This window comes from Microbacterium sp. ZW3a (assembly GCF_057167165.1).
The window spans coordinates 105,025-130,974 of sequence record NZ_CM169903.1 but is presented as its reverse complement, the minus strand read 5'-3'; the positions used below and the strand labels follow the sequence as shown (position 1 = coordinate 130,974).

The window sequence follows — 25,950 nt, the reverse complement described above, 5'->3', positions numbered from 1 at the left end:
CGGGCGAGTGTCCAAGACACGCCGCTGGCCCCCGCGCCAATGCGGCGTGTCTTGGACACTCGCCGCTCGGGGGGCGGGGGCGGGGGCGCGGGGCGGCGCCGGGGCGCGCGAGGGCGGGGCGACGGCGCGCGGGGGCGGCGGGAGGGAGGCGCAAGGGGGGTGCCGCTGCTGCAAGCGCTTGCACTAGCGTGGGGCGCATGACTTTCACGCAGGAGGACCCGCGCCCCGAACTCGCGTCCGCCCCCGGATCCGAGTGGTGGCGCACCGCCGTCATCTACCAGATCTACCCCCGCTCGTTCGCCGACGCCTCGGGCGACGGCCTGGGCGATCTGCCCGGCGTCACCGCGCACCTCGACGACCTGCACGAGCTGGGGGTGGATGCCATCTGGCTCAGCCCCTTCCAGCGGTCGCCGCAGAAAGACGCGGGGTATGACGTCGCCGACTACCGCGACGTCGACCCGATCTTCGGCACCCTGGCCGACTTCGACGCGATGCTCGCGGGTGCGCACGAGCGTGGCATCCGGGTCATCGTCGACCTCGTGCCGAACCACTCCAGCGATCAGCACGTGTGGTTCCAAGAGGCGCTGAAGGCCGCCCCCGGAAGCCCCGAGCGGGCGCGGTACATCTTCCGCGACGGTAAGGGCGAGAACGGCGAGCTGCCCCCGAACAACTGGGAGTCGGTGTTCGGCGGCGGCATGTGGAAGCGCGTGACCGAGGCCGACGGCACGCCGGGCCAGTGGTACCTGCACATCTTCGACGAGTCGCAGCCCGACTTCGACTGGACGAACCCCGAGGTGCGCGCCGAGTTCCGCGACATCTTGCGCTTCTGGCTCGACCGGGGCGTCGACGGGTTCCGCGTCGACGTCGCCCACGGCCTCATCAAGGCCGAGGGCCTTCCCGACTACACGCCCGATCCCGCGGGCGGCTCCATGGGCGGCGACGCCGGCGCGGTGCCGTACTGGGGCCAGCCGGGCGTGCACGACGTATGGCGCGAGTGGCACGACGTGCTCGCCGAGTACGACGGCGACCGGGCGCTATGCGCCGAGGCGTGGCTGCCGACGGTGAAGCAGACCGCCCTGTGGGTGCGCCCCGACGAGATGCACCAGGCCTTCAACTTCCACTACCTCGAGACGGCCTGGGATGCCGAGGCCCTCCGCGTCGTGATCGAGGAGTCGCTCGACGAGTACGGCGCCGTCGGCGCTCCGAGCACCTGGGTGCTGTCGAACCACGACGTCGTGCGCCACGCGTCACGTCTCGCGCTCACGGCGGAGAACCCGCAGGGCGCGGGCATCGGCCCGAAGTCCCCCGGCCAGCCCGACCCAGTGACGGGCCTGCGCCGCGCCCGCGCCGCCACAACGCTGATGCTCGCGCTGCCGGGCTCGTCGTACCTGTATCAGGGCGAGGAGCTGGGGCTCCCCGAGGTGATCGACCTGCCCGACGACGCACGCCAGGACCCGACGTGGTTCCGCACCAACGGCGAGCGCTACGGCCGCGACGGCTGCCGCGTGCCCATCCCGTGGACCGCCGACGCGCCCGCCTACGGGTTCAACGACACCGGCGCGGCGTGGCTGCCGCAGCCCGCCGAGTGGGCCGAGCTCGCGCGCGATGTGCAGCGCGACGACCCGGCCTCGACGCTGTCGCTCTACCGCTCGCTCCTGGCCGCGCGACGCGCCCACGCGCTGGGCACGGGGAGCCTCGAGTGGCTCGACGGCTTCGGCGATGACGTCGTGGCGTTCCGCAACGGTCCGCTCACGGTCGTCGCCAACCTCGGCACCGCGCCGGTCGAGCTCCCCGCGGGCGAGGTGCTGATCGCGAGCGGTCCGCTCGACGGCACGCGGCTGCCCACCGACACGACGGTCTGGATCGCCGCGGCCTGAGCCATGGCATCCGGGGCACGCGAGACCGTGGTCGGCATCGACGACGTCGCCCGACGGGCGGGGGTGTCGACGGCCACGGTCTCGCGCGCGCTGAGCGGGCGCGGGCCGGTCTCGGACGCGACGCGAGAGCGGGTGCGCGCGGCGGCCGTGGAACTCGGCTACGTCGTCTCGGCCGCAGCGTCGACTCTTGCGACGGGCCGTACCCGCGCGATCGGCGTGGTCGTGCCGTTTCTCGATCGCTGGTTCTTCAGTACGGTGCTGGCCGGTATCTCGGACGCCCTCGTGCGCCAGGGCTACGACATCACGCTGTACAGCGTGAGCGCCGACGCCGATGAACGCCGCCGCGTCTTCGACGACCATCTGCGGCGGCGGCGCATCGACGGCGTCCTCACGATCGCCCTCGACCTGGATGCCGCCGAGTCGGCGCTCCTCCGCGGACTCGGCATCCCGATCGTGGCGATCGCCGGGCCGACGCCGCTCCTGACGACCCTCACGGTCGACGACCTCGCCGTCGGCCGCCTCGCCACCGAGCACCTGCTCGGCCTCGGCCACCGGCGCATCGCGCACATCGGCGCCGACGCGACGACCGACGCCGTCTCGTCCGTGCCGGCGCTCCGCCGCCGCGGGTTCGCGGAGGCGATGGATGCCGCCGGCGCCACGGCCCTGCACGAGACGGCCGACTTCACCATCGAGGGCGGGTCAGCTGCCGCGCGGCGGCTGCTCGTGGCATCCGAGGCTCCGTCCGCGATCTTCGCGGCCTCGGACGAGATGGCGATCGGCGCCGTGCTCGCCGCGCGCGAGCGGGGGCTGCGGGTGCCGGAGGACGTCTCGATCATCGGCGTCGACGGCAACGACCTCGGCCGCTGGTTCGGCCTGACCACGATCGATCAGTTCGCGCGCGGTCAGGGGGCCCGGGCCGCCGAGGCCGTGCTCGCCGAACTCGACGGTGCCGCCCCCGCCGCGCGCCGCGGTACCCTCCCCTTCGCGCTGCTCGAGCGCGGGTCGACGGCCGCACCTCCGGCCTGAGCGGGGCGCCGGCCTGGTCGGGGCGCCGGTCTGGTCGGGGCGCCGGTCCCCGGGGGGCGCACAACTCCGGCACATCGGTCCAGCCACCGCGCACCGCGCACACGATCAGCGAATCTGCCGGAGTTGTGCGGCCCCCGGTCAGCGAGTGCCCGCACACGACCGGCGAAACTGCCGGAGTTGTGCAGGCCCGGTCAGCGGATGCGGCCCACCAGGTCGTCGCGCGTGAGGGTGTCGGCCTCGGCGAGCACGGCGCGGGCGGCGTCGCGGGCGTCCTCGACGTTCCACAGCAGCACGCCGACCACGCGGTCGTCGTCGAGGTAGGAGACGACGCGACGGTCGGTGTCGATCACGTCCTCCACCGTCTCGAGGGAGGAGTCGAGCGTTCCGACCGCCTCGTACCGGATGCCGAACACCGCCGAGTAGTAGTACGGCGTGTGCGTGTACGGCTCAGCGGCGCCCGCGAGGTTGCGGCCCGCGGGCCAGGCCCATCGCGTTGGCGTTGTCGACGTGCTCGACCCGGCGGCGTCCGAGGATCCGGTCGGGGTAGCTCGCGATGTCGCCGGCGGCCCAGACGTCGTCGGCCGAGGAGCGCAGCTGCGCGTCGACCACGATGCCGTCGTCGGTCCGCAGCCCGGCGGCCTCGGCCAGGTCGGTGGCGATCTCGATGCCCAGGCCGCTGACGACGGCGTCGGCGCGCACCACGTCACCGTTCTCGAGCGCGAGCTGCACGCCGGTGGCATCCGCTTCTCCGCCCTCGACTCTCGAGCCGGCGACGATCTCGACCCCCGCCTCGCGGAACAGCGTCTCGAAACGCTCGGCGAGCGCGGGCGGGAACACCGCGTCGCCGAGCACGGCTCCGGTGTGGATCAGCACGGTGTCGACGCCGTTCTGCACGAGGGCGGCCGCGAGCTCCGAGCCGATGTACCCGCCGCCGACCACGGCGATGCGCTCGACCTCGGTCGACAGCGCGCGCAGGCGGCGGTAGTCCGCGGCGGTCCGGAAGGTCAGCGCCCGCTCACCATTCGAGCGGTCCTCGATCGGGAGCGGCACCGGATGCCCGCCGGTCGCGAGGAGGAGCTTGCCGTACGAGAACGTCTCGCCCGCGGCATCCACTTCGTGCGCCTCGGGACGGATCGCGGTTGCCCGCGTGCGCAGTCGGATCTCGGCGCCGGTATCGGCGGAGGTGCCGAGGGGCACCTTCTCCCACGCGAAGTCGTCGTCGGTCCACAGCTTCTTGCTGAGGGCCGGACGCGTGTACGGCTCGTCGACGTCATCGCTCAGGATGCCGATCGACCCGGCCGTATCGATCTCGCGGATGCCGCGAGCAGCGGTGTCGGCGACCATTCCGCCGCCGACGATGAGGTAGTCGAAGTGTGTCGTGGCCATACGACCAGCCTTGCGGCCGTGCCCGCGTCAGGGGACGGGTGGACAGGGGCCGTGGCATCCGGTACCGCCCGCTGATCCTCCCTTTTCGGCTCGGCCATACTGAGTCCGGGGAGAGAGAGGGAGCACGCCATGGGGGATGCCACGACCGTCGCGATCGTCGACGATCACGAGCTCATCGGTCTGGCCGTCCGGGGGATCCTGGCCGACGCCGACGGCCTGGAATTCACGCGGCACACTCCCACCGTCTCCGCCCTCGTATCGAGCCCGCGCGACGCCGACATCGTGCTGCTCGACCTGAACCTCCGCGACGGGAGCCACCCGGCCGAGAACGTCGCGGCCCTGAAGAACTGGGGCGCGAAGATCCTCGTGCTCACCTCGGCGGAGAACCCCTATCTCGTGCGGGAGGCCGCACGCACCGCCGCCGAGGGGATCGTGCGCAAGTCGGCACCGACCGAGGTGCTGCGCACGGCGCTGCTCGACGCGGCACGCGGGCAGCTCGCCCTCAGCCCCGAATGGGCCTCGGCGCTCGACACCGACCCGCTCATGGCCGCCGCTCCGCTGACCGAGCGGGAGCGGGAGGTGCTCTCTCTGTATGCCTCGGGGCTCGGGGCGAAGCAGGTCGCGAGTCGGCTGTTCGTCAGCGAGAACACGGTCGATGATCATCTGCGCCGTATCCGCAGTGTGTATCAGCAGATCGGGCGACCGGCGGCGACGAAGATCGACCTGTACCGACGCGGTGTGGAGGACGGGTTCCTGCCGGGACCGACCCGTGGCTGACGTCGGCGGAACGGAGCTGGCCAGCCGGCGCGCGCTCGCCATCGCCGCCGCCGTCATCGTCATCGTCATCGCGCTCGCCACCCCTCGCTTCGTCGGTGACGACACCGAAGCGACGCTCCCGACCTGGTACCTCGCGCTCGTCGGGGTGATCATGGTCGCGATCATCGCGGTGGGTGTGCTGGCACCCTGGCTGAGCGTGCGGACGCTGCGGATCGGAGCCGCGGTGGGCGCGTCCGGCTACGTCGTCGCCATCGCCGGGTTCGCCGCGGCCGGCGCTTCGGCCCGCTCGCTCGATCGTGTGCCGTGGATGCTGTCCACCGTCGGCCTCGGCTCGGGACTCGCGCTCCTGGCCGGCGGAATGGTCCTCGCGAGCGTCACGATCGCGTTCGGCTCGGTGATGGGCTTCGGGTACCGCCTGATGTTCGGCGGCTTCGACCTCGACGGCATCGTCAACGACCTCGAGGGCGTGATGACCGCCGCCATGGCGTGCGCCCTGATCGCCCACCTGCTGGCGGCGACGCGCGCGATCGACCGGGCGCGGGCGGCAGAGGCGGCGGCCAGCGCTCAGGCTGCCGCCGAGAAGGGACGCCTGGCGGCGCGCAGCCGTGCCGCGGCGCTCGTTCACGACGAAGTGCTCGCGGTCCTGACGATCGCGGCGACCTCGGGGGCGGCGGCATCCCTGATCCCCCGCTCGGCGTTATCGCGACAGGCCGCGCAGGCGCAAACGCTCGTGGAGGATCTCGACCGCGAAGGCGCGTCACCGGTGGGCGCCGTGCGCGTGCGGCTCGCGGCGCTCGCGAGCGCCGCCGGCGCCGGATTCGAGGTCACGGTCGCCGATCCCGTCGAGCCGACGCCCGCGGCCGAGGAGGCGCTGCTCGCCGCGGCGCGACAGGCACTGGACAACAGCATCCGCCACGCGGGAGCGGGAGCGTCTCGACGCGTGTCTCTGCGGACGGCAGAACGCGCAATCGTGATCGAGATCGTCGACGATGGGCGCGGTTTCGACCCCGCGGCGGTGCCCGATGACCGGCTCGGTATCGCCACGAGCATCCTGCGCCGCGTGCGCGACGTGCCGGGCGGCACCGCCGCCGTCCGGAGTGCGCCCGGCGCCGGCACCTCGGTGACGGTGGGGTGGGCTCCCCCGCGTGCGCCCACGGTCGCCGCGCCCGGAGCCCGTTCGGTGCGCGGCCCGATCGTCGCCACGGCCGTGGTCTTCGTCGCAACACAGGGGCTCGCCGCCACCGCCGCGGCGCTGGCCGGAGCCACCGGGTGGGTCGCGCCGGCGCTGCTGCTCGCGCTGCTCGCGCTCGGTGAAGGGCTTCGCCGAGCCGCGCATCCCCGTCCCGCCGTCGGGGCCGCCGCCGCGATCGCCGGAGGCCTTGTCGCGGTGGTGACCACCGGGGCGCTGGTGAGTCCGTACGGTTTCGGGCAGCTGTGGTTCGTCACCGCCGCCGGGTTCGTGCTGGCCGCACTCGCCCTCACCGGACGGCCGCTCATCGCCGTGACCGCGCAGGCCGCGGTCGTCGGCATCCTCTTTCTGCTCGTCCTGACGCGCGGCGACGATCTCGTCACCTTCGGCTACGCCATCACCCGCGCCCTGATGGTCGTCGGGGTCTCGACCGCGCTGTGGTTCGTCATCGCGCGACTCGTGCGGCGCCGGCACCTGCTCGACGTGCGGATGATGACCGAGGCCGGGATGCAGGCGTGGGATGCCGCCGCGCGCGCGGAACTCGCCGTCCGCGCCGCGACGCTGCGCGCGCAGGTCGCGCCCGTCCTGACCCGGCTCGCGGGCGACGACCCGCTGGACGAGCGAGACCGCAGCGCCTGCGCGAGCCTCGAGGGCCAGCTGCGCGACGAGTATCGCGCGGGCGTGCTGGCCCGCGATCCGCTCGATGCCGCCGTCCGCGCCGCCCGCGCGCGAGGGGTGGACGTCGTGCTCCTCGACGACGGCGACGGATCGGCATCCGATGGGCTCGTCGACGAGGTCGCGCGCTGGATGGCACCGCTCGTCGACAGCGCGCGCGAGCGCGTGCTGGGGCGCTTGCTTCCCCCCGGACGGTCGGCGATCGCGACGATCGTCACCGATGACGAAACCACCCTTTTCCGGGGCCCGGCCCCCTCCGCTCCGTAGCCGCGGCTCCCTAGGGTTTCGGGTGACGGCCTGCCATTCCGGCGGGTTCCGACTCGCGAAGGAGATCGCACGACCATGCGTCACATCACACGCGCCGCCCTCATCACCGTCGCGAGCGCGGCGCTGGTGGCAACGGCCTCCGCGCCCGCCCTCGCTGTACCCGACGCCTCCGACACGACGGCCCTCACCGCGACCATCGGGAGTGGATCGCTGTCCATCAGTTCCCAGGCTTCGGTCGCGTTCGCGGCGTTCACCCCCTCGGTGTACAACGGCGACCACTACGAAAACGAGAGCTTCGGCACCGTCGTCACCGACAACCGAGCCGGGACCAGCGGGTACACCGTCAGCTGGAGCGTCACAGACTTCACCACCAGCCCCAGCAACGGCAAGCCGATCGCGGCGAACCGCCTGACCGTCACCCCGATGCCGGCGGACGACACGAGCGGCACGGTCACGTGGACCGCAGGATCGGCGAGTTCCTCCGGATCCGGTGTGCTCGGGACGGCGAGCAACGTCAGCGGCGTCAACGCTATCGCGCTCAGCACCGACCTCGAGCTCAGGATGCCCGAGAATGCACTGGCCGGCGAGTACAGCGCCGTGCTGACCGTCTCGGTGACCGGCGGCTGAGGGCGGGTGGGACGCCGACACTCGGCCCGCATCCCGCACGCCGAGCGCGTGCCCGCGCGCGATGGTGAGGCGACGGCGGCGTGATGAAGATCGCCGCCGTCGCCCTCCTCGGCGCGCTCCTCGTGGGCGCGCCCTCGCCGACGCCCACGCCGATCGCCGACGGCAGCGGGGGCAGCGGGATCGGCATCCAGCTCCTCGACATCCCGGTCGACGCGCAGGACGACTCCCGGGCACGCACCAACATCGTCGACAACGTCGCCCCGGGAACCACGATCCAGCGCCGCGTGACGATCTCGAACTTCGACGACGGGGAACAGCAGGCGTCTGTCTCGGCGGCGGCCTCCACGGTCGTCGATGGGGCCTTCACCCCCGATGACGCGCACCCGAACGAGCTCGTGAGCTGGATCTCGGTCGATCACCCCACGCTCACCCTGCCCGCACGCTCGGCCGCCGACGTCACGGTGACGATCGCGGTGCCCGCCGACGCTCCCGAAGGAGAGCAGTACGCGACCGTCTGGGCGCAGGCCGACGCCGGGCGGCAGACCGCCTCGGGGGTCACGATCGTCAATCGCAGCGGCATCCGCGTGTATCTGTCCGTCGGTGCCGGGAACGGTCCGGCGTCGGACTTCGCGATCGAGGGCGTGACGGCATCGACGGGACCGGACGGCGTGCCGCAGATCGACGCCGTCGTGCACAACACGGGCGGACGCGCGATCGACGTCAAGGGCAGCGTCGCTCTCCGCGACGGACCGGGGATGACATCGGCGGGCCCCTTCGATCTGGGGACGGCGACCACGATCCTGCCCGGGGAGACGCACACGGTCTCGATCCCGCTCGCGGCCGGGCTGTCGGCCGGCCCCTGGACGACGGCGCTCACCTTACGGAGCGGCCTCGTCGAGCGCGAAGAGACCACAACTCTCACTCTTCCCGTCGCGGCCGCGGTCGGCCCGCCCGCGAGCGAGCCGTCGCCGATGGCCCTGATTCTGCTCGTCGTCGCGGGCGTCGGCGTTCTCGCCGCCGCCGCGTGGGGGCTCATCCGTCGTCGCCGGGGCACCCCGGGGCCAGCGACGGTCGCGGCCACCGTCCCGTCCGAGACGGGGACGCCGGACGGGTACGGCCAATAGGCTCGGGGCATGAGCGTCGACCTCGAAAGCCTGTACACCGACCTGCACACGCACCCCGAGCTGTCGTTCCAGGAGACGCGGACCGCGGGCGTCATCGCGCGGCACCTCGCCGATCTGGGACTCGAGGTCGAAGAGGGCGTCGGCACGACCGGGGTCGTCACGAAGATCGACAACGGCCCCGGCCCCGTGGTGTGGCTCCGCGCCGACATGGACGGCCTCCCCGTCGAAGAGAAGACGGGCCTGCCCTACGCGAGCACGGCGCGCGGCACCGACCCCGCCGGCACCACCGTCCCCGTCATGCACGCGTGCGGCCACGACATGCACATCACGGCCCTGATCGGCGCGCTCGAGCGTCTCGTCGCCACTACCGCCGAGTGGTCGGGCACGGTTGTCGCGGTGTTCCAGCCCGCCGAGGAGTACGGCGCAGGATCCCAGGCGATGATCGCCGACGGGGTGCTGGACCGGTATCCGCGCCCCGACATCGTGCTCGGCCAGCACGTCACCCCACTCCCGGCCGGCACGATCGGCGTGCGCCCGGGCACCCAGATGGCCGCCTCCGATGGACTGACCGTCGTGCTGCACGGCCGCGGCGGTCACGGCTCGCGCCCGCACTCGACGATCGACCCGGTCGTCATGGCCGCCGCCACCGTCATGCGTCTGCAGACCGTCGTCTCGCGCGAGGTCGACCCGCGCGACGTCGCGGTCGTGACCGTCGGCTCGATCCACGCGGGCTTGAAGAACAACATCATCCCCGCCGAGGCGAAGCTCGAACTCAGCCTCCGCTACCCCGACGACGTCGCCCGCGCGCGCGTGATGAGCAAGGTCGAGCGCATCGTCCGAGCCGAGGCCGAGGCCTCGGGCGCCGAGCAGACCCCGACCATCACCACCGACCACTCCCTGCCGCCGACGATCAACGACCCGGATGCCACGGCCCGCCTGACCGCGACCTTCCGTCGGACGTTCGGCGAGGCCAGCGTCGTCGACCCCGGAATGTTCACCGGGAGCGAGGACGTGTCGTGGTTCGCCCGCGAATCCGGCGCGCCGCTCGTGTTCTGGTTCTGGGGCGGGGTCGACCCGCAGAAATTCGCGGATGCCTTGGCTGGCGGCACGATCGAGCGGGACATCCCGACCAACCACTCGCCGTTCTTCGCCCCCGTGATGCAGCCCACGATCGACCGCGGCGTCGAGAACCTGGTCGTCGCGGCGCGGGAGTTCCTGGACTGATCGCGGCCTCCGTGTGAGGGTGGAAGGACCCCCGGGAGGCCCTCATGACCACCACACACGACCCGCTGCGCAGCGAGGCGCTGCTTCCGGGTGCCGCGATCATCGTCGGCATCCGGTCGCTTCTGATCTGGGCGATCGTGGCCGCGACCACGCTCGCGACGTTCCTCCGCGGCTCGATGAGCAGCTGCTCGGGGGGAGTGACCGGCAGCGGTGGGTTCCTCGACGCCGACGGGCAGCCGACCGACGCCGCGCCGATGTGCGGCTCGATCACGATGAGCGCGAGCCCGCTCGTCTACATGGCGATCGGCCTGATCGTGCTGCTGTCGCTCACGCGGATGCTGAGGCGCGCCGACACCATCGACGCCGCCCTGCGGATCGTGAACAATGCCCGCATGGTGATCGTGGTGCTCACGCTCGTGACGTTCGTCGTGGGGTACTGGGCGATCATGACGGTCCGGGTCGACGACTGGAGCAGCTACTCGCTGCTGTACCCGTTCCCGTTCGCGACGTTCGACATCTCGACGCACCCGATGGGCGCGAACGGCTGAGCCGCCCGGGTTCAAGCCCCCACCGGAGCCCCCCGCCGCGCGCTACGGTCTCGGATGTGACGTTCAACGACAACGCCCGCGTCGGCCGCAACTCCGCACGACGCAGGGGCGGCACGGTCGCAGCCGTCGGCGGAGGCGCGGTGGGCCTCGGCGCGATCGCCGTGCTGCTGATCTCGCTCTTCACCGGGACAGACCTGACCGGACTCTTGGGCGACGGCGGCGGTAACCCGGCCGCTCCCGTCGGCGGCGGCGAGCGCATCGCGAACTGCGAAACCGGCCAGGATGCCAACAGCAACGACGACTGCCGGCTCGCGGCCGCGTCGCTCAACATCGACCAGTTCTGGCAGAACTCGCTCGACGGCTACCGCGAGCCGCAGCTCATCATCGTCGACGGGTCGACCTCGACCCGCTGCGGCACGGCCTCGAACGCCACCGGGCCGTTCTACTGCCCACCCGAAGAGACGGTGTACGTCGACCCGACGTTCTTCGCGCTCCTGCGCGAACAGTTCGACACCACCGCGGGTCCGCTCGCGCAGCTGTACGTGCTCGCCCACGAGTACGGCCACCACGTGCAGAACCTCATCGGCGTCATGGAGCAGTACCCGAACAACGGCACGGGACCGGCGAGCAACGGCGTCCGCATCGAACTGCAGGCCGACTGCTTCGCGGGCGCCTGGGTCGCCGACGCCGGCGATCAGATGGATGAGAACGGCACGCCCTACCTCGAGCCGCCGACGACGCAGCAGATCACCGACGCGCTGGGTGCCGCGGCATCCGTCGGCGACGATCACATCCAGGCCGAGACCAACGGGGTCGTGAACCCCGAAAGCTGGACGCACGGATCGAGCGAGCAGCGGCAGCGGTGGTTCGAGGCCGGGCGCGCGGGTGGCGTGAACGCGTGCGACACGTTCTCGGTGCCGGCGGGGAGCCTGTAAGGTCCGCCGGCGCTCTCGCCCCCTGAGCCTCGTCCCACTTCTGGCGGTGCATGTCCCACATATCGCCGCTCGAGGACGACCGAAACGGCAATATGTGGGACGAGGTCCGCCCGTCACGGCAGCGGGCTAGCGCTGAGCAGAGGTGTGAGTGCGACGTTAGCCGGCAGCCCCGCGCAACGCCTCCCACGCGTCGTGCGCGGCGTCGGCGAACGCCTCGACATCGGGGACCGCGGTGGGATCGACGCAGAATCCCACACCGAGCCAGCGGTCGTTGGAGATCGCGGCGACCCGCAGCGCGTGGTGCGGCGCCGGTTCCGACGAGGTGTAGACGTGCGCGACCCGGCGTCCTCCCACGGCGACGGGAACCCGCGGCCCCGGCACGTTCGACACCGAAAGAGCGAACGCGCGCGGCCCGTCCGCGAGACCCCGCACGGCGGCCCCGAACGGTCCCGCGGCCGCCAGCGCGTGGAACAGCTCGTCGAGGGAGCGCGCGTCGTGGCCGTGCTTGCGCTCCCGGGTCTGGGCGCTGAGCAGGTCGAGGCGTCGCAGATCGTCGGGCTCGTGCAGGCACAGGTCGACGTCGATGAACGAGTCGCGGTTGCCGGCGGTCGCGGCATCCTCTCCCGCCTCGTGCAGGCTCACCGGCACCTGGGCGTTGAGGTGAGGCACGTGCCCGCGCCGCGCGAGCACGCGGCGCACCGCTCCGCCGACGACCGCGAGCAGCACGTCGTTCACCGTCGCGTGATCCGGCCGTGACGCCCCCACCTCGCGGGCCTCGCGCAAAGGAACGTCCGCGAACGCGAGCGCCCGCCGGGCCGTGAGGGGGCGGTCGAACGGCGACCGGGAGCCCGGGTGGCCCAACTCGCGCGCGAGGGTGAGTGGCATCCGTTCCCACTCCCGCCAGCGGGAGGGGCGAGCATCGGGATCGCGGATGCCGACGTCGTGCACCGGGGCGTCGTGCGGCTCCAGGATGGTCGAGTCGAGGAAACGCACGGCGGTGATCCCATCGGCCATCGCATGGTGCAGGCGGATGGCGAGGGCTTCGCGCCCGTCGGCGAGCGGCCCGATGAGATCGACCGTCCACAACGGCCGAGCGCGATCGAGCGGCTGCGACATGAGGGTGCCCACGACGGCGCGGAGCTCGGCCGGATCGGCCGCCGGGTACTGGCGCACGTGCGCGGCGATGTCGAGGTCGTCGACCCCCTGCCACATCGGCCCGTCCACGCCGTCGACGACCCGCTGCCGCGCCCGCGGGAACGCGTCGAGCCGCGCGAGAACACCGGCTTGCACGGCATCCAGGTCGAGGGGCGGGCCCGGGTCGAGGAGCAGGAGCTTGAGTGCGTGGGCGCGGATCGCGTCGGACTCCAGCGCGAGAATGTGCGCGTCGTCGGCCGAGAGGGGCTCTGGCATGCCGACTACGGTAGCGGGCCGGCGTTCGCCCATTCACAGCCCCGGTGGGGGCGCTCCCCGGCTGCGCTACTGTGTGCCGATGCGCGTGGGGGTCTATATCGACGGATTCAACCTCTACTACGGGGCGAAGAGTCAACTCGGCAGTTCACCGGGATGGCGCTGGCTTGACCTTCGCGCCCTCTCGACCCACTACGCGACCTGGTCGGGAGCAGTGATTCATCGGGTCGTGTACTGCACGGCACGTGTGAACGATCCGGCCGACGCCGGCATGACTCAGCGGCAGGCTTTCTACCTGCAGGCCCTGAAGGACGCCGGGTCAGTCGACGTGATCGAAGAGGGCTACTACTCGTCGTGGGCCAAGGAAGCGGTGATGACGGCGGAGCCGTCGGGAACCCGGGCGCCTCAGGCCCTGTCGGACGCGCCGCACCTGCTGTCGTGGACTCACGGCCTCCCCGTGCGGCGCACGAACACGGGTCTCATGCTGGCGACGGTTCGTAAGCGAGAGGAAAAGGGGTCCGATGTCAATGTGGCGACGCATCTCCTCACCGACGTACTCACCGGCGATATCGATGCAGCCATCGTCGTGTCGAACGACTCCGACCTGGCGCTACCGGTCAAGGTGGCGCGCGACCATGTCCCGGTCGGACTGATAAACCCCCAGACTCGACCGCTTACGCACGCCCTGAAAGGTGCACCTTCCGATGGTGTGGGGCGCCACTGGTGGCGACGCCTCGATCCTGCCCACGTCTTCGGTTCGCAGCTGCCGGCGACCGTTGGGCAGATCAGCAAGCCTGCGGGATGGTGACCCGCGAACGTGCAGGCATGTGGTATTTTTTCGGTACCAACCCGCCCTCCATGTGAGGGCGGGTCTTTCTTTGGCCGCCCGTGCTGCCGCGGTGTAGTCAGCCTCGGGCGGCGGCATCCACGGTCGGGCTCACGACGCCCTCGCGGTCGTCGACGAGGCGGCGGCGCCCGATCCATCCGGTGAGGCCGCGGCCGTCGCGCCAGACGAACAACAGCACCAGGGTCAACACCGCGAGCACGAACGCGAGCAGCGACCAGGGCGTGGGGAGCGCCCCGAGCACGGAGTACGTCGCCGCCCCGGTGAGGAACCGCAGCACCCGCGCCAGCCAGCGCGGCAAGACACCGTCGGTGTACCGCACGCGCGTGGCGAGGTCGCCGATCGATCGGCCGGTGACGAGGATCACCCCGAGCCACAGCGCGGCACTCACGCCCGTCCCCACCAGCGATGCGAGGTTCCCCGTGCGGTCGGGGTCGTTCAGCAGCAGCTGCTGCACGGCCTGGACCGTGACCGCGACCGCGGAGCCGAGCAGCCCCACACCGATGACATCGCACAGGATGCCGAGAAGGCGGCGCCCGCGCGTGACGGGGCGGGGGATCTCGGCATCCGGGGTCTTCTCTGCACCCCGGTGCCTCTTGGGCACGACGAACGCCACGATGGATCCCAAGAGTGCACCGGAGGTGTTTGCGATGAGGTCGTCGACGTCGAAGACGCGGTACGCGCACGGGAAGATGCCCCACACGCCGGTGAGCTGCGTCGTCTCGATGATCCCGCTGATCGCGAACCCGACCAGGCCCGCCACGACGATGCCGCGGCCGCCGAGCACCCGCAGGAAGAAGCCCAGGGGCACGAACAGCAGCACGTTCAACGCGACCTGCAGCACGACGGGGTCGGTGAGGTACCGGCCCGAGACGGCGACGGCCGCGCGGATCTCGTCGACGAACTCGAAAGGCCGGAGGTTCCTCCCGGCGCACAGGTAGTCGTCGCTGTCGGGCACCGGCACGAGCGTGTACGTCCAGATGGCCCAGAAGTACACCGCGGCCCCGGCCCACAGCACGCTCCGGCCGAACGTCAATCCTCCGCGGCGGCGGTAACTGACCGCGACGAAGGGCACGAAGGCGAGGAACGCCACGATCGCGCCGAGGAAGACGGCGATCATGCCCGACCCGAGGATGTTGTTCACTCCGCGATCCTAGGGAAACGCGACGACAGCCGTGCCCCTCGTAGCCTGGGACGATGACCCGCGCCGACGACCTCCGCGATCGCCTCGTCGCCCGGATCGACGACACAGGATTCGTCGCGCACGGACTCCACGTGCGAGCGGGCGACGAGGTCGCCGAACACCGGTGGACCCCCGACGTGCGCGAAGAGATCCACTCGGTCAGCAAGTCCGTCTGCACGCTGGCTGCGCAGTTCGCCGTCGCCGAGGGCTTGGTCGGGCTCGACGAGCCCGCCGTGGACCTCGCACCCGGACTGGCCGCGGGCGCGCAGACCACCCTCCGCCGCCTGCTGTCGATGACGAGCGGCATCGACTTCCCGTGGTCGGCAACGATGATGACCGACTGGCCCGATCTGGCCGCGGAGTTCCTCTCCCGCCCCTCGCGGGGTCTCGTCTTCCAATATTCCAACGCGAGCACATACACGGCGATGGCCCTCCTCGCGCACCGCGTGGGCGACATCCCCGCCTTCCTCGAGCCTCGCTTGTTCGCCCCGCTCGGTCTCGACGGCCTCGAGTGGCGACGCTGCGCGCACGGGCGCATCCTCGCCGGCGAGGGGCTGTCGCTGCGAACGGAGGAGATGTCGAGGCTCGGCGCGCTCCTGCGCGACCGCGGTGTGTGGAGAGGTCGCCGCATCATCCCCACAGAGGGGGCGGATGCCGTCCACTCGGCGTGGATCGACACCGGCAGCGACACCGACGGGTACCGCCGCTACGCCCAGGGCGCGTGGGACGGCCCGGGGCCGGCCTGGCGCCTGCACGGCGCCTACGGACAGCTGGTGGTCGTCACCGGCGACACGGTCGTGACGATCTCGGCGGACGACCACTTCGGCGCAGACGCCGTGGCCGCCTTCACGGCCGAGATCGCGGCATCCTGACCCGGCGGTGATCACGGTCCGGCGACCATCCGGGGAACGGTTCGCGCGTCAGATTGCGCCGCGGGTCCGCGGGGCGTAATGTCGCGCGCCGTGACTGACGAAAGTCGCGAGCCCGGCGAACAGACGCCGATGGCCAAGCGCATCCTGATCGGCGAGCCCCTCACGTCGGAGAAACTCGACGAACAGCTCCTCCCCAAGAAGATGGCCCTCCCCATCTTCGCCTCCGACGCACTCTCCTCCGTGGCCTACGCCCCGCAGGAGCTGCTGATGATCCTGCTCATCGGCGGCACGGCGCTATTGACGCTGAGCCCCTGGGTCGCGGCTGCCGTCGTGGTGCTGCTCATCGTCGTCGTGCTCAGCTACCGCCAGCTGATCAAGGCGTACCCGTCGGGGGGTGGCGACTACGAGGTCGCCAGCAAGAACCTGGGTGAAGTGCCGGGTGTCGTGGTGGCCGCGGCTCTGCTGGTCGACTACGTGCTCACGGTCGCCGTGTCGGTGGCATCCGGGGTCGACAACATCATCTCGGCGCTGCCCGAGCTGAACCCGTTCCGGGTCGACATCGCGGTCGGCTTCGTCATCCTCATCGTGATCGTGAACCTGCGCGGCGTGCGCGAGGCGTCGTCCGTCTTCGCCATCCCGACGTACCTCTTCATCGGGTCGGTCGGCATCATGATCGCCGTGGGCCTTGGCCGCGCGCTGGCCGGAGACGTGCCCGTGGCCTCCAGCGCCGAATATGCGGTGCAGGCCGAATCCCTGACGCAGGCGGCCCTGATTCTGCTCGTGCTGCGCGCGTTCTCGAGCGGCTGTTCGGCCCTCACGGGCGTCGAGGCCGTGTCCAACGGCGTGCCGGCCTTCCGCAAGCCGAAGATCCGCAATGCCCAGACCACCCTGACGCTCATGGGCGGCATCGCGATCCTGCTGTTCGTCGGGCTCACCGCACTCGCACTGCTGGCCGGCGTGCACTACGCCGAGAACCCCTGCACCCTCATCGGCTTCGACTGCTCCACCCCGCAGCCGAGCCTCATGGCCCAGGTGGCCGCGGCCACGTTCGGCATGAACAGCATCCCGTTCTTCATCATTCAGGCCGCGACCGCGTGCGTGCTGCTGCTCGCCGCCAACACGGCGTTCAACGGCTTCCCGCTGCTCGGGGCCGTGCTCGCCCGCGACGGATACGCGCCCAAAGCCCTGAACACCCGCGGCGACCGCCTGGTCTACTCCAACGGCATGATCATTCTCGGCATCGTCGCCATCGGCGTGCTGATCGTCTACCAGGCCAACCTCACGACGCTGATCCAGCTCTACATCATCGGTGTGTTCGTGTCGTTCTCGCTCGGACAGATCGGCATGGTCAAGCACTGGCGACGGGCGTTGCGCAACCTTCGCCTCCTCCCCGCCGCCGCGGCGGCCCAGGAGTCGGCGCGGTACGAGCGGCGATCAGCGGTCACGGGCCTGTGGATCAACTCGCTCGGTGCGGCGCTCACGGTGCTCGTGCTGCTGATCGTGACGGTCACGAAGTTCGCGCACGGGGCGTGGCTGGTGTTCATCGCCATCCCGATCCTCGCGGTGCTCATGCTCGGGGTGAACCGCTACTACCGCGACGTCGAGCACGAGATCCGCATGGACGACACGGTGCACTTCGGGTCCTCGGGCGACGTCGCCATCATCCTGGTGAACCGTCTGCAGAAGCCGGTGATGAAGGCGATCGACTACGCCCTCGCGGCCAAGCACGACAAGACCCTCGCGGTACACGTCGCCATCAACGACGAGGATGCCGCCCGCGTCCAGCGCGAGTGGGCCGAGCACGACATGCCCATCCCGCTCGTCATCATCGAGTCACCGTACCGCACGTATACCTCCCCCGTGACGAGCTTCATCAAGACCTACCGCGAGAAGCACGGCTCGTCGGTGGTGACGGTGTACCTGCCGCAGTTCATCGTCGGCCACTGGTGGGAGTCGATGCTGCACAACCGTCGCTCCCGCCGCCTGGCGCAGCAGCTCATGCTCGTGCACGGTGTCTCGATCACCCTCGTGCCGTGGTTGCTCGACTCGTCCGAGCTCATCTATGGCCGTCGCTCCCGTCCCCTTCCCGGGCAGCAGCGCGGCGGTCAGCCCGTCGCCGAGGTTCCGGCGCAGAACCCCGCACACGATCCGGCCCACAAGGGTCGCAACACCGGCGACCCCGGGGCCTGACCCCCGGTCGTGTGAGCGTCGCCGTCAGCGACGACCGACGCGACGGAACAGCGTCACCGCGATACCCGCCGCCACGACGAGGATCCCGGCGCACCACGCCAGCGCGACCCAGACGCTCGCGCCGACGGGCTGCTGCGCGAGCAGCGCGCGAATGGCATCCACGATCGAGGTGACCGGCTGGTTCTCGGCGAACCACCGCACCGGACCGGGCATGGTGTCGGTGGGCGCGAACGCGGAGCTGATGAACGGCAGGAAGATCAGCGGGTAGCTGAAGGCGCTCGCGCCGTCGATCGTCTTGGCGGCGAGGCCGGCGACCACCGCGACCCACGTCAGGGCGAGGGTGTACGCCATCAGGATGCCGATGACGCCGAGCCAGGCCGCCGCCGAGGCGCCAGAGCGAAATCCCAGCACGAGAGCCACACCGATGACCAGCGCGAGCGAGACCGCGGTCGCCAGCAGCGACGTGAGCACGTGGCCCCACAGCACGCTGACCGGCGCGATCGGCATCGACCGGAACCGATCGACGATGCCACCGCGCACGTCGAGGAATAGGCGGTACGCGGTGTAGGCGATCCCGGATGCCACGGTCACCAGCAGGATGCCGGGCAACAGGTAGTCGATGTAGGCGGTGCCGCCGGTGTCGATCGCGCCGCCGAAGACGAAGACGAACAGCAGCATCATCGCGATGGGCATGATCGCCGTCGTCACGATGGTGTCGGGGCTGCGCAGGATGTGGCGCAGGGAGCGTCCGGTGAGGACGGCGGTGTCGGCGAGAACGTGGGTGGTCATGACTCCCCCGGTGTGTGCGGGTCGGCCGAGCCGACGATGGCGAGGAAGATCTCCTCGAGGGTGGGCTGCTTCTCGACGTACTCGATCGTCGCGGGCGGGAACAGGGCGCGAAGCTCGGCGAGGGTGCCCTCGGCGATGATCCGCCCGCCGTGCAGGATCGCGATGCGGTCGGCGAGGTGCTCGGCCTCATCGAGGTACTGCGTGGTCAGCAGCACGGTCGTGCCCGAGGCGGCCAGCGACCGCACGGCATCCCACACCTCGATGCGCGCCTGCGGGTCGAGCCCGGTGGTCGGCTCGTCGAGGAAGACCACCGCCGGATCGCCCACGAGGCTCATCGCGATGTCGAGGCGTCGGCGCATGCCACCCGAATAGGTGGATGCCGCCCGGCGGCCGGCATCCACGAGGGAAAAACGCGCGAGCAGGTCGTCGGCCACCCCGCCCGGGTCGGGCACGTGACGGAGCCGGGCGATGAGGACGAGGTTCTCGCGCCCCGTCAGCACCTCGTCGACGGCGGCGAACTGCCCCGTGAGGCTGATGGACGCGCGCACCCGCGCCCCCTGGGAGGCGACGTCGGCGCCGTTCACGACCGCCGTGCCACCGTCGGCGCGCAGGAGGGTCGACAGGATGCGGATGACAGTGGTCTTCCCGGCACCGTTGGAGCCGAGCAGAGCAACGATGGTGCCGCGCTCGACGTCGAGGTCGACGCCGGTGAGCACGGGGACGTCGCCGTAGGACTTCGTGAGGCCCCGCACGCGGATCGCGGGGCCGGTATCGATGATGGACATGCACTTTCCTCTCGTGGGATGCCGGCCGGAGGGCGCACGAGACCATCGCCTCCGGCCAGCCGGGTCCGGAGGGCGTGTGCGAGTGGGGGTCAGCGCTGGGTGCGGGCCGCCTCGTCGATCGCGCGGGCGAGACGGGCGCGTTCGCGGCCGATCCAGCTGCCGTCGCCGTAGTTGGCCATGAACTCCTCGGCGAACGCCGACGGGTCCTCGCCGGTCAGATCCCGCAACGGCGTGCCGGCCGCCGCGGCCTGCTCGAGCAGGTCGGCGAGGTCGGTCACCATGCGAATGAGGGCGTCAGGGTCGCTCGTCGGCCCGAGGTTGAGCACGTACCGCTCGAGGGCTCGACCCGCCTGCCGGTAGGGCGCGGGGAGGGCGTCGAGGCGACGGCGATACTCGCGCCACTGCTTCTTGGCGCTCAGGTCGCCGATGATCTTCTCGTACCAGGCCATGTCAGTTCCCTTCGTCGCGGAGGTGCTCGAGCCGGTCGGCGAGCAGACTCCAGGTGGTCCAGAATTCGGCGAGCTGCGCCCGCCCGGTGTCGTTGAGCGTGAAGACCTTGCGCGGCGGCCCCTTCTCGGATGCCACCTTCTCGACGTCGACGAGACCCCGCTGCTCGATGCGCACGAGGATCGCGTAGATCGTCCCCTCGGCGAGGTCGGCGAACCCGCGATCGCGCAGGTCGGCGGTGATCTCGTACCCGTAGGCGGGCCGGTGTGCCAGCACCGCGAGAACGACGCCCTCCAGCACACCCTTGAGCATCTCGGTGTCGTGCCTGCCCATGCGCTACTCCTCAACGTTGACTACCGCTACAAAGTAACACTGAGTACTGGTACTTAGCAAGAGCGAATACCGACCGCGTAAGCGAGGCGTATGCGTCCGTCGGTGGGCCGTAGGGAAACCGTAAGGACGGCGGGATGCCCCCGCGCACGGGAGTTGCATCGACACACGTGCCGCCCCGCGGTTCCCGCGCACCGCGCGGTCCTCCTGACCCTGGAGTCATCGTGCTCGATGTCGTCGCCCTCGCCGCGATCCTGGCGCTCTTTGCGCTGGTCGCCCTCGTCGCCCGGGGGGTCGAGAAGCTGGGCCCGCAGCCCGGCGCTCCCGCCCCGCACCCCAGGTCGCCGACTCCGGCTACCTGAGGCTGTACATGTCGCAACTGCGCAAGAAGCTCGAGGCCGAGCCCTCCGCGCCCGCGCATCTGCTCACCGAGCAGGGCATGGGGTACCGGCTGGTGCTGTAGGCCCGCGCGGGGGTGGGCCGGCGGGGTGCGGCCGGCAGCGGCGGGGTCGGTGGGCGGCCGACCCGCGGCCGGGGCCGGGTCGCGGCCGGGTCGCGGCCGGGGCCGGGGTCGCCGGCGGGGTCGCGACCGGAGCCGAACTCCTGAGATAACGCGCCTTCGTGGTTCTCCGCGCCGCCGTGAAGCGCCGAAGGCACAGAAACTCAGGAGTTTGGGCTGGCCCTCCGCCGCCCGGGGCGGCCTCGGCGTGAGACCCGCGGCCGGGGCGGGCGGGTCGGCGGCGCAGCGCCGCCGCCGCGCCCAGCCGCGCGCCACGCCGTAGCCTGGAGGGGTGACACTCCCCTTCGACGTGGCCGCGGTGCGGGCCGAGTTCCCGATCCTCGGCACCGAGGTCGACGGCCGCCCCCTCGTCTACCTCGATTCCGCCGCAACGAGCCAGAAGCCGCGCGCGGTACTCGATGCCGAGCGCGACTTCCTCGAGCACGCGAACGCGGCGGTGCACCGCGGCGCGCACTTCCTCGCGGCCGAGGCGACCGAGCTGTTCGAAGACGCCCGCGCCACGGTCGCCGGGTTCGTCGGTGGCGAGCCGGAGCAACTCGTCTGGACGAGCGGCGCCACGGCCGGCCTCAATCTCGTCGCCGGCTCGCTCGGCTACGCGGGGCGTCTCCGCGAGGGCGACGAGATCGTCGTGACCGAGGCCGAGCACCACGCCAACCTCCTCCCGTGGCAGGAGCTGGCGGCCCGGACCGGCGCCCGCCTCCGGCACATCCCCGTCCACGACGACGGCACGCTCGACATGGACACCGCCGCGACCCTCGTCGGCGAGCGCACGCGGGTCCTCGCCTTTCCTCACGTCTCGAATGTGCTCGGCATCGTGAACCCCGTCGCCGAGCTCGTCGCTCTGGCCCGCAGCGTCGGCGCGCTGACGGTGCTCGACGCCTGCCAATCGGCGCCGCACCTGCGCCTCGACCTCCCCTCCCTCGGCGTAGATCTCGCAGCGTTCTCGGGGCACAAGATCTTCGGCCCCTACGGCGTCGGAGGACTCTGGGGCCGCAACGAAGTGCTCGGCGCCCTCCCGCCATTCACCACCGGCGGCTCCATGATCACGACGGTCACGCTCGACACGGCCGAGTACCTCCCGCCGCCGCAGCGCTTCGAGGCCGGCACGCAGCCGGTGTCACAGGCCGTGGCCCTCGCCGCGGCGGTGCGCTGGCTCGGTGACCTCGACCTCGACGCCGCGCACGCGCACGAGGCCGCCCTCGAGCGGCGCATGCGCGAGGGGCTGCGTTCGATCGATGGCATCCGTCTACTCGGAGACACGGATGCCGCCGACCGCGTCGCCCTGCAGGCCTTCGAGGTTGCGGGGGTCCATGCGCACGACGTGGGGCAGTTCCTCGATTCCCGCGGGGTCGCCGCGCGGGTCGGGCACCACTGCGCTCAGCCGCTGCACCGCCGCTTCGGCATGACCGCGTCGGTGCGCGCGAGTGCCGCGATCCACACCACGGAGGCCGAGATCGACACCTTCCTCAACGCCGTCTCGGGCGTGCGGGCGTTCTTCGGAGTCAGCGCGTGAGCGGGCTCGAGTCGCTCTACCAGGAGCTCATCCTCGACCATTCCAAGAACCGCCGCGGTTTCGGACTGGCCGACCCCGGCGCGCACAGCGCCACGGTGCACCAGCGCAACCCGATCTGCGGCGATGAGGTCACCCTGCGCGTTGACGTCGACGGCGACCGGGTGGCATCCGTCAGCTGGGAGGGCGCGGGCTGCTCGATCTCGCAGGCCTCGGCCTCGATGCTCGTCGCGCTGCTGCGCGAAGACGGCGGAGACGACGGGATGCCGAAGGCCGACGCCGAAGCCCTGATCGCGAAGTTCCGCGAGGCCCTGCGCTCGCGCGGACAGATCCCCCTCGACGAGGAGACGTTCGCCGACGCCGCCGCGCTGTCCGGCGTCTCGAAGTACACCGCGCGCGTGAAGTGCGCGATGCTCGCGTGGGTCGCGCTCGAAGAGGGGCTGCGCCAGGCCTGACACCGACCCGGTGCGCCGCTAGTCTGCGGTCAGACGCAGGAGAGGACGGATGCCATGGCCACCACGGGAGCGGGATTCAGCGACGAAGAGCGCGCGGCGATGAAGCAGCGCGCCGAAGAGCTGAAGGCCATGAAGGGGCTCAAGGGCCTGGCGAAGCTCGTGAAAGAGAATGAGGCGTGCCTCGAGGCCATCGAGAAGCTCGAGGGCACCGACCGGGCCATCGCCGAGCGCGTGCACGTGATCGTGCTCGAAGAGGCTCCGCACCTGAGTCCCAAGACCTTCTACGGCTTCCCGGCCTACGCGAAGGACGGCAAGGTCGTGGTGTTCTTCCAGCCCGCGTCGAAGTTCGCGACCCGCTACGGCACGGTGAGCTTCGACGAGACCGCGCAGCTCGACAACGGCCCGATGTGGCCGGTGTCGTACGCGGTGCTCGAGGTGACGCCCGAGGTCGAGCAGAAACTGCGCGCGCTCGTGCGCCGGGCCGCGCCGGCGGCCTGACGGCCCCCCGGCCCGTCGCCTGTTCGCCCGGAAGGTGCAGAGCGTACGCGCCGCGCCGGCCGTCCGCACCCATCTTGACGCCCCTCCATCGGCGGGTTTGGGTGAAGGCATCCGTCGTGTCGTGTCGCCGCAGGGCCGCGCGCTGCGTCGGATGGGTCAGCTGACCCTGCCTGCAGGAAACGAGCGGCCGGCGATCGGCCGGAGAGGACGAAGATGTCTGGGAACAAGGCAGTCGCGTACATGGAACCCGGGGTCGTCGAGGTCATCGACACCCCCTACCCCGAGTTCGAGCTCAAGGACGGGCCGGGCGTCAACCCGGCGAACGTCGGCAGGAAGGTGCCGCACGGCGCGATCCTGCGGACGGTCTCGACGAACATCTGCGGATCCGACCAGCACATGGTCCGCGGGCGCACCACGGCCCCGGCCGGACTCGTTCTCGGCCACGAGATCACCGGCGAGGTCATCGAGGTCGGCCCCGACGTCGAGTTCGTGAAGGTCGGCGACATCGTCTCGGTGCCGTTCAACATCGCGTGCGGCCGCTGCCGCAACTGCAAGGAGGGCAAGACCGGCATCTGCCTGAACGTCAACCCCGAACGCCCGGGCAGCGCCTACGGGTACGTCGACATGGGCGGCTGGGTCGGGGGTCAAGCCGAGTACGTCCTCGTGCCGTACGCGGACTGGAACCTGCTGGTCTTCCCGGATCGCGAGCAGGCGCTGGAGAAGATCCTCGACCTGACGATGCTGTCCGACATCTTCCCCACCGGCTTCCACGGCGCGTACACGGCCGGGGTCCGCCCGGGCTCGACGGTATACATCGCCGGCGCCGGCCCGGTCGGTATCGCCGCGGCCGTCGGCGCACAGTTGCTGGGCGCCGCCGCCGTGCTCGTCGGCGACCTCAACGCGGAGCGTCTCGAACAGGTCCGCTCCCTCGGATTCGAGAGCGTCGACGTCTCGAAGGGCGACCCGGGCGAGCAGATCGAGCAGATCCTCGGGGTTCCCGAAGTGGATGCCGCGGTCGACGCGGTCGGCTTCGAGGCACGCGGCCACGGTGCCGATGCCGGACACGAAGCACCCGCGACGGTGCTCAACTCGCTGTTCCAGGTGACCGCGGCCGGCGGCGCGGTCGGCATCCCGGGTCTGTACGTGACGGGCGACCCGGGCGGAGTCGACGAGGCCGCGAAGGTCGGATCGCTGTCGCTGCGACTGGGTCTGGGCTGGGCCAAGTCGCTGTCGTTCACCACGGGCCAGTGCCCGGTGATGAAGTACAACCGGCAGTTGATGCAGGCGATCCTGCACGACAAGGTGCAGATCGCGAAGGCCGTCAACGCGACGCCGATCGGGCTCGACGAGGCTCCGCAGGGCTACGCCGACTTCGACAAGGGCGCCCCGCGCAAGTACGTGCTGAACCCGAACGGCTACATCCACACGTGAGCCGCGACCGGGGGCGGCGGGCCGGATCGTTCGGCCCGCCGCCCTCGGCGTTCAGCCCAGGAGCACCCGCTCCATGCGGCGGAAGCTCTCCTCCATGCCGTCGGCCATGCCGGTGGCGAGCACGGCGTCGCGGGTGGCGGCATCCGGATATTCGATCAGGACTGTGACCAGCGTCGCGCCGTCTTCCTCGTAGAGGGAAAGGTCGTTGGTGGTGGTCGGCAGGTCGGTGTCGGTCATGTGCTCGGTCTGCACCATGCGGCGTGTCGCGTCGATGAGCAGGGTTTCGCCGTCGAAGCCGAAGCCCTCCCCCTCGGTGCCGGGCTCGGGCTCCCACGCGATGCGGTAGGCGCCGCCGACCGAGAGATCCACCTCGCACACCGACATGCGCCACCCGTCGGGTCCGAGCATCCACTGGCGCATGAGCTCGGGCTCGCTGTGCGCGCGCCACACAAGATCGCGCGGACCGTCGATGAGCCGCGTGATCCGCACGTGCTGATCGCTCAGGATCTCCACGCGCGTGCCCTGGCCCTGCGCGTACTCGCGGAGGTCGTGCAGCACGGTGTCGAGCTGGTTCATCGCGAGGGTCGAGCCCTCGACGACACCCATTGCCACGACCTGCTCGAGCGCCTCGGCCGAGGCGAAGCGCGACACGCTCGTGAGACGCGAGCCCTCGGGCGTCGCCTCGAACGTCAGCGCCATGCGCATCGCCGGCATCGTCTCGAGCGGTTCGCCGTCGTCGTCGGCGAACGAATCGATGACCTCGTATCCGCGCGGCGGATCGATCGAGAGGAATTCCCAGGTGCCGTTCGCGCTCTCGCCGGTCGGCGACGTCATGCGGTACGTCGCGCGACCGCCGGGGGCGAAGTCGAACTGGTCGAAGGTCGACGGCCACCCGGGAGGGCCCCACACCCGCTCGAGCTGGCGCGGATCGGTGAACACCGACCACAGCCGCTCGGGGCCGACCGGGAAGTCGGCGACGAGGGTCATGGTGAGCGACTCGGTGTCGGTCTCGACGGATGTGACGGGCATGAGGG

26 protein-coding genes and 1 pseudogene are annotated in these 25,950 nt (G+C 71.2%); 18 read left to right on the top strand and 9 right to left on the bottom strand.

Annotation, left to right across the window (positions count from 1 at the left end; translation table 11 throughout):
- Positions 1-197: 197 nt before the first annotated feature.
- Together ACU6WY_RS00655 and ACU6WY_RS00650 are read left to right on the top strand one after the other, a co-directional pair.
- Entirely contained in the window at positions 198-1,877 is a 1,680-nt protein-coding gene (locus ACU6WY_RS00655) for a glycoside hydrolase family 13 protein (protein ID WP_483820561.1), read from the top strand.
- Between the two features lie 27 nt (positions 1,878-1,904).
- On the top strand, positions 1,905-2,903 hold the full coding sequence (locus ACU6WY_RS00650; RefSeq protein WP_483821940.1) for a LacI family DNA-binding transcriptional regulator: 999 nt from the start codon (positions 1,905-1,907) through the stop codon (positions 2,901-2,903).
- Between the two features lie 191 nt (positions 2,904-3,094).
- Here the strand turns inward: ACU6WY_RS00650 and ACU6WY_RS00645 are convergent, their stop codons facing one another.
- A complete protein-coding gene (locus ACU6WY_RS00645) occupies positions 3,095-3,316 on the bottom strand; it encodes a hypothetical protein (RefSeq protein ID WP_483821946.1) in 222 nt (73 codons plus the stop codon).
- Positions 3,317-3,350: 34 nt separating this feature from the next.
- On the bottom strand, positions 3,351-4,289 hold the full coding sequence (locus ACU6WY_RS00640; protein WP_483820560.1) for an NAD(P)/FAD-dependent oxidoreductase: 939 nt from the start codon (positions 4,287-4,289) through the stop codon (positions 3,351-3,353).
- 129 nt (positions 4,290-4,418) lie between these two features.
- Between ACU6WY_RS00640 and ACU6WY_RS00635 the strand changes: the two genes are divergently transcribed.
- From ACU6WY_RS00635 to ypfJ, 7 genes are all read left to right on the top strand, one after another.
- On the top strand, positions 4,419-5,066 hold the full coding sequence (locus ACU6WY_RS00635; RefSeq protein ID WP_483820559.1) for a LuxR C-terminal-related transcriptional regulator: 648 nt from the start codon (positions 4,419-4,421) through the stop codon (positions 5,064-5,066).
- Positions 5,059-7,197, top strand: coding sequence for an ATP-binding protein (locus ACU6WY_RS00630; RefSeq protein ID WP_483820558.1), 2,139 nt, complete (start codon positions 5,059-5,061; stop codon positions 7,195-7,197). Before ACU6WY_RS00635 ends, ACU6WY_RS00630 begins: the two co-directional genes overlap by 8 nt.
- A 75-nt stretch (positions 7,198-7,272) precedes the next feature.
- The gene (locus ACU6WY_RS00625) at positions 7,273-7,824 is read left to right on the top strand and encodes a hypothetical protein (protein WP_116647533.1); all 552 of its coding nucleotides are present in this window, start codon (positions 7,273-7,275) and stop codon (positions 7,822-7,824) included.
- A gap of 83 nt (positions 7,825-7,907) precedes the next feature.
- Entirely contained in the window at positions 7,908-8,948 is a 1,041-nt protein-coding gene (locus ACU6WY_RS00620; protein ID WP_483821939.1) for a hypothetical protein, read from the top strand.
- 9 nt (positions 8,949-8,957) lie between these two features.
- Positions 8,958-10,172, top strand: a complete 1,215-nt coding sequence (locus ACU6WY_RS00615; protein ID WP_483820557.1) for an amidohydrolase — start codon at positions 8,958-8,960, stop codon at positions 10,170-10,172.
- A 44-nt stretch (positions 10,173-10,216) separates the two neighbouring features.
- Complete coding sequence (locus tag ACU6WY_RS00610; protein WP_483820556.1) at positions 10,217-10,720, top strand: hypothetical protein; 504 nt, start codon at positions 10,217-10,219, stop codon at positions 10,718-10,720.
- 56 nt (positions 10,721-10,776) lie between these two features.
- Positions 10,777-11,655, top strand: coding sequence for a KPN_02809 family neutral zinc metallopeptidase (gene ypfJ / locus ACU6WY_RS00605; protein ID WP_483820555.1), 879 nt, complete (start codon positions 10,777-10,779; stop codon positions 11,653-11,655).
- A gap of 156 nt (positions 11,656-11,811) precedes the next feature.
- Here the strand turns inward: ypfJ and ACU6WY_RS00600 are convergent, their stop codons facing one another.
- Positions 11,812-13,065: a wax ester/triacylglycerol synthase domain-containing protein gene (locus ACU6WY_RS00600; RefSeq protein ID WP_483820554.1), complete on the bottom strand. Its 1,254-nt coding sequence runs from the start codon at positions 13,063-13,065 to the stop codon at positions 11,812-11,814.
- Positions 13,066-13,144: 79 nt separating this feature from the next.
- Between ACU6WY_RS00600 and ACU6WY_RS00595 the strand changes: the two genes are divergently transcribed.
- Positions 13,145-13,870, top strand: coding sequence for an NYN domain-containing protein (locus ACU6WY_RS00595; protein ID WP_483820553.1), 726 nt, complete (start codon positions 13,145-13,147; stop codon positions 13,868-13,870).
- Between the two features lie 97 nt (positions 13,871-13,967).
- Here ACU6WY_RS00595 and ACU6WY_RS00590 read toward each other — a convergent pair whose 3' ends face one another.
- Positions 13,968-15,050 carry a VanZ family protein gene (locus ACU6WY_RS00590; protein ID WP_483820552.1) on the bottom strand — a complete coding sequence of 361 codons (1,083 nt, stop codon included), beginning with the start codon at positions 15,048-15,050 and terminating at the stop codon, positions 13,968-13,970.
- A 53-nt stretch (positions 15,051-15,103) separates the two neighbouring features.
- Between ACU6WY_RS00590 and ACU6WY_RS00585 the strand changes: the two genes are divergently transcribed.
- Both ACU6WY_RS00585 and ACU6WY_RS00580 read left to right on the top strand, forming a co-directional pair.
- A complete protein-coding gene (locus ACU6WY_RS00585) occupies positions 15,104-15,961 on the top strand; it encodes a serine hydrolase domain-containing protein (protein ID WP_483820551.1) in 858 nt (285 codons plus the stop codon).
- A 78-nt stretch (positions 15,962-16,039) separates the two neighbouring features.
- A complete protein-coding gene (locus ACU6WY_RS00580; protein ID WP_483820550.1) occupies positions 16,040-18,151 on the top strand; it encodes an APC family permease in 2,112 nt (703 codons plus the stop codon).
- Between the two features lie 24 nt (positions 18,152-18,175).
- On the opposite strand, the gene ACU6WY_RS00575 is transcribed toward ACU6WY_RS00580, so the two are convergent.
- From ACU6WY_RS00575 to ACU6WY_RS00560, 4 genes are all read right to left on the bottom strand, one after another.
- Entirely contained in the window at positions 18,176-18,940 is a 765-nt protein-coding gene (locus ACU6WY_RS00575; RefSeq protein ID WP_483820549.1) for an ABC transporter permease, read from the bottom strand.
- Positions 18,937-19,725 (bottom strand): ABC transporter ATP-binding protein, encoded by a 789-nt coding sequence (locus ACU6WY_RS00570; RefSeq protein WP_483820548.1) that lies wholly within the window; start codon positions 19,723-19,725, stop codon positions 18,937-18,939. Before ACU6WY_RS00570 ends, ACU6WY_RS00575 begins: the two co-directional genes overlap by 4 nt.
- Before the next feature lie 89 nt (positions 19,726-19,814).
- Positions 19,815-20,174 carry a DUF1048 domain-containing protein gene (locus ACU6WY_RS00565; protein ID WP_483820547.1) on the bottom strand — a complete coding sequence of 120 codons (360 nt, stop codon included), beginning with the start codon at positions 20,172-20,174 and terminating at the stop codon, positions 19,815-19,817.
- 1 nt (position 20,175) lies between these two features.
- Positions 20,176-20,505 (bottom strand): PadR family transcriptional regulator, encoded by a 330-nt coding sequence (locus tag ACU6WY_RS00560; RefSeq protein ID WP_483820546.1) that lies wholly within the window; start codon positions 20,503-20,505, stop codon positions 20,176-20,178.
- A 221-nt stretch (positions 20,506-20,726) separates the two neighbouring features.
- Between ACU6WY_RS00560 and ACU6WY_RS00555 the strand changes: the two genes are divergently transcribed.
- The 6 genes and pseudogenes from ACU6WY_RS00555 to fdhA all read left to right on the top strand — a co-directional run bounded on the left by ACU6WY_RS00555 (position 20,727) and on the right by fdhA (position 24,916).
- Positions 20,727-20,864 carry a hypothetical protein gene (locus tag ACU6WY_RS00555; RefSeq protein WP_483820545.1) on the top strand — a complete coding sequence of 46 codons (138 nt, stop codon included), beginning with the start codon at positions 20,727-20,729 and terminating at the stop codon, positions 20,862-20,864.
- Positions 20,840-20,965 (top strand): annotated as a pseudogene (locus ACU6WY_RS00550) (winged helix-turn-helix domain-containing protein); the annotation flags it as partial. The gene ACU6WY_RS00555 and the pseudogene ACU6WY_RS00550, both read left to right, overlap by 25 nt.
- Before the next feature lie 328 nt (positions 20,966-21,293).
- Positions 21,294-22,535, top strand: a complete 1,242-nt coding sequence (locus tag ACU6WY_RS00545) for an aminotransferase class V-fold PLP-dependent enzyme (protein WP_483820544.1) — start codon at positions 21,294-21,296, stop codon at positions 22,533-22,535.
- Positions 22,532-22,987: a Fe-S cluster assembly sulfur transfer protein SufU gene (gene sufU, locus ACU6WY_RS00540; protein ID WP_483820543.1), complete on the top strand. Its 456-nt coding sequence runs from the start codon at positions 22,532-22,534 to the stop codon at positions 22,985-22,987. Before ACU6WY_RS00545 ends, sufU begins: the two co-directional genes overlap by 4 nt.
- Before the next feature lie 54 nt (positions 22,988-23,041).
- Positions 23,042-23,485: a hypothetical protein gene (locus ACU6WY_RS00535; RefSeq protein WP_483820542.1), complete on the top strand. Its 444-nt coding sequence runs from the start codon at positions 23,042-23,044 to the stop codon at positions 23,483-23,485.
- Positions 23,486-23,698: 213 nt separating this feature from the next.
- A complete protein-coding gene (fdhA, locus tag ACU6WY_RS00530) occupies positions 23,699-24,916 on the top strand; it encodes a formaldehyde dehydrogenase, glutathione-independent (RefSeq protein ID WP_483820541.1) in 1,218 nt (405 codons plus the stop codon).
- 51 nt (positions 24,917-24,967) lie between these two features.
- On the opposite strand, the gene ACU6WY_RS00525 is transcribed toward fdhA, so the two are convergent.
- Positions 24,968-25,945 (bottom strand): SRPBCC family protein, encoded by a 978-nt coding sequence (locus ACU6WY_RS00525; RefSeq protein WP_483820540.1) that lies wholly within the window; start codon positions 25,943-25,945, stop codon positions 24,968-24,970.
- Positions 25,946-25,950: the final 5 nt, after the last annotated feature.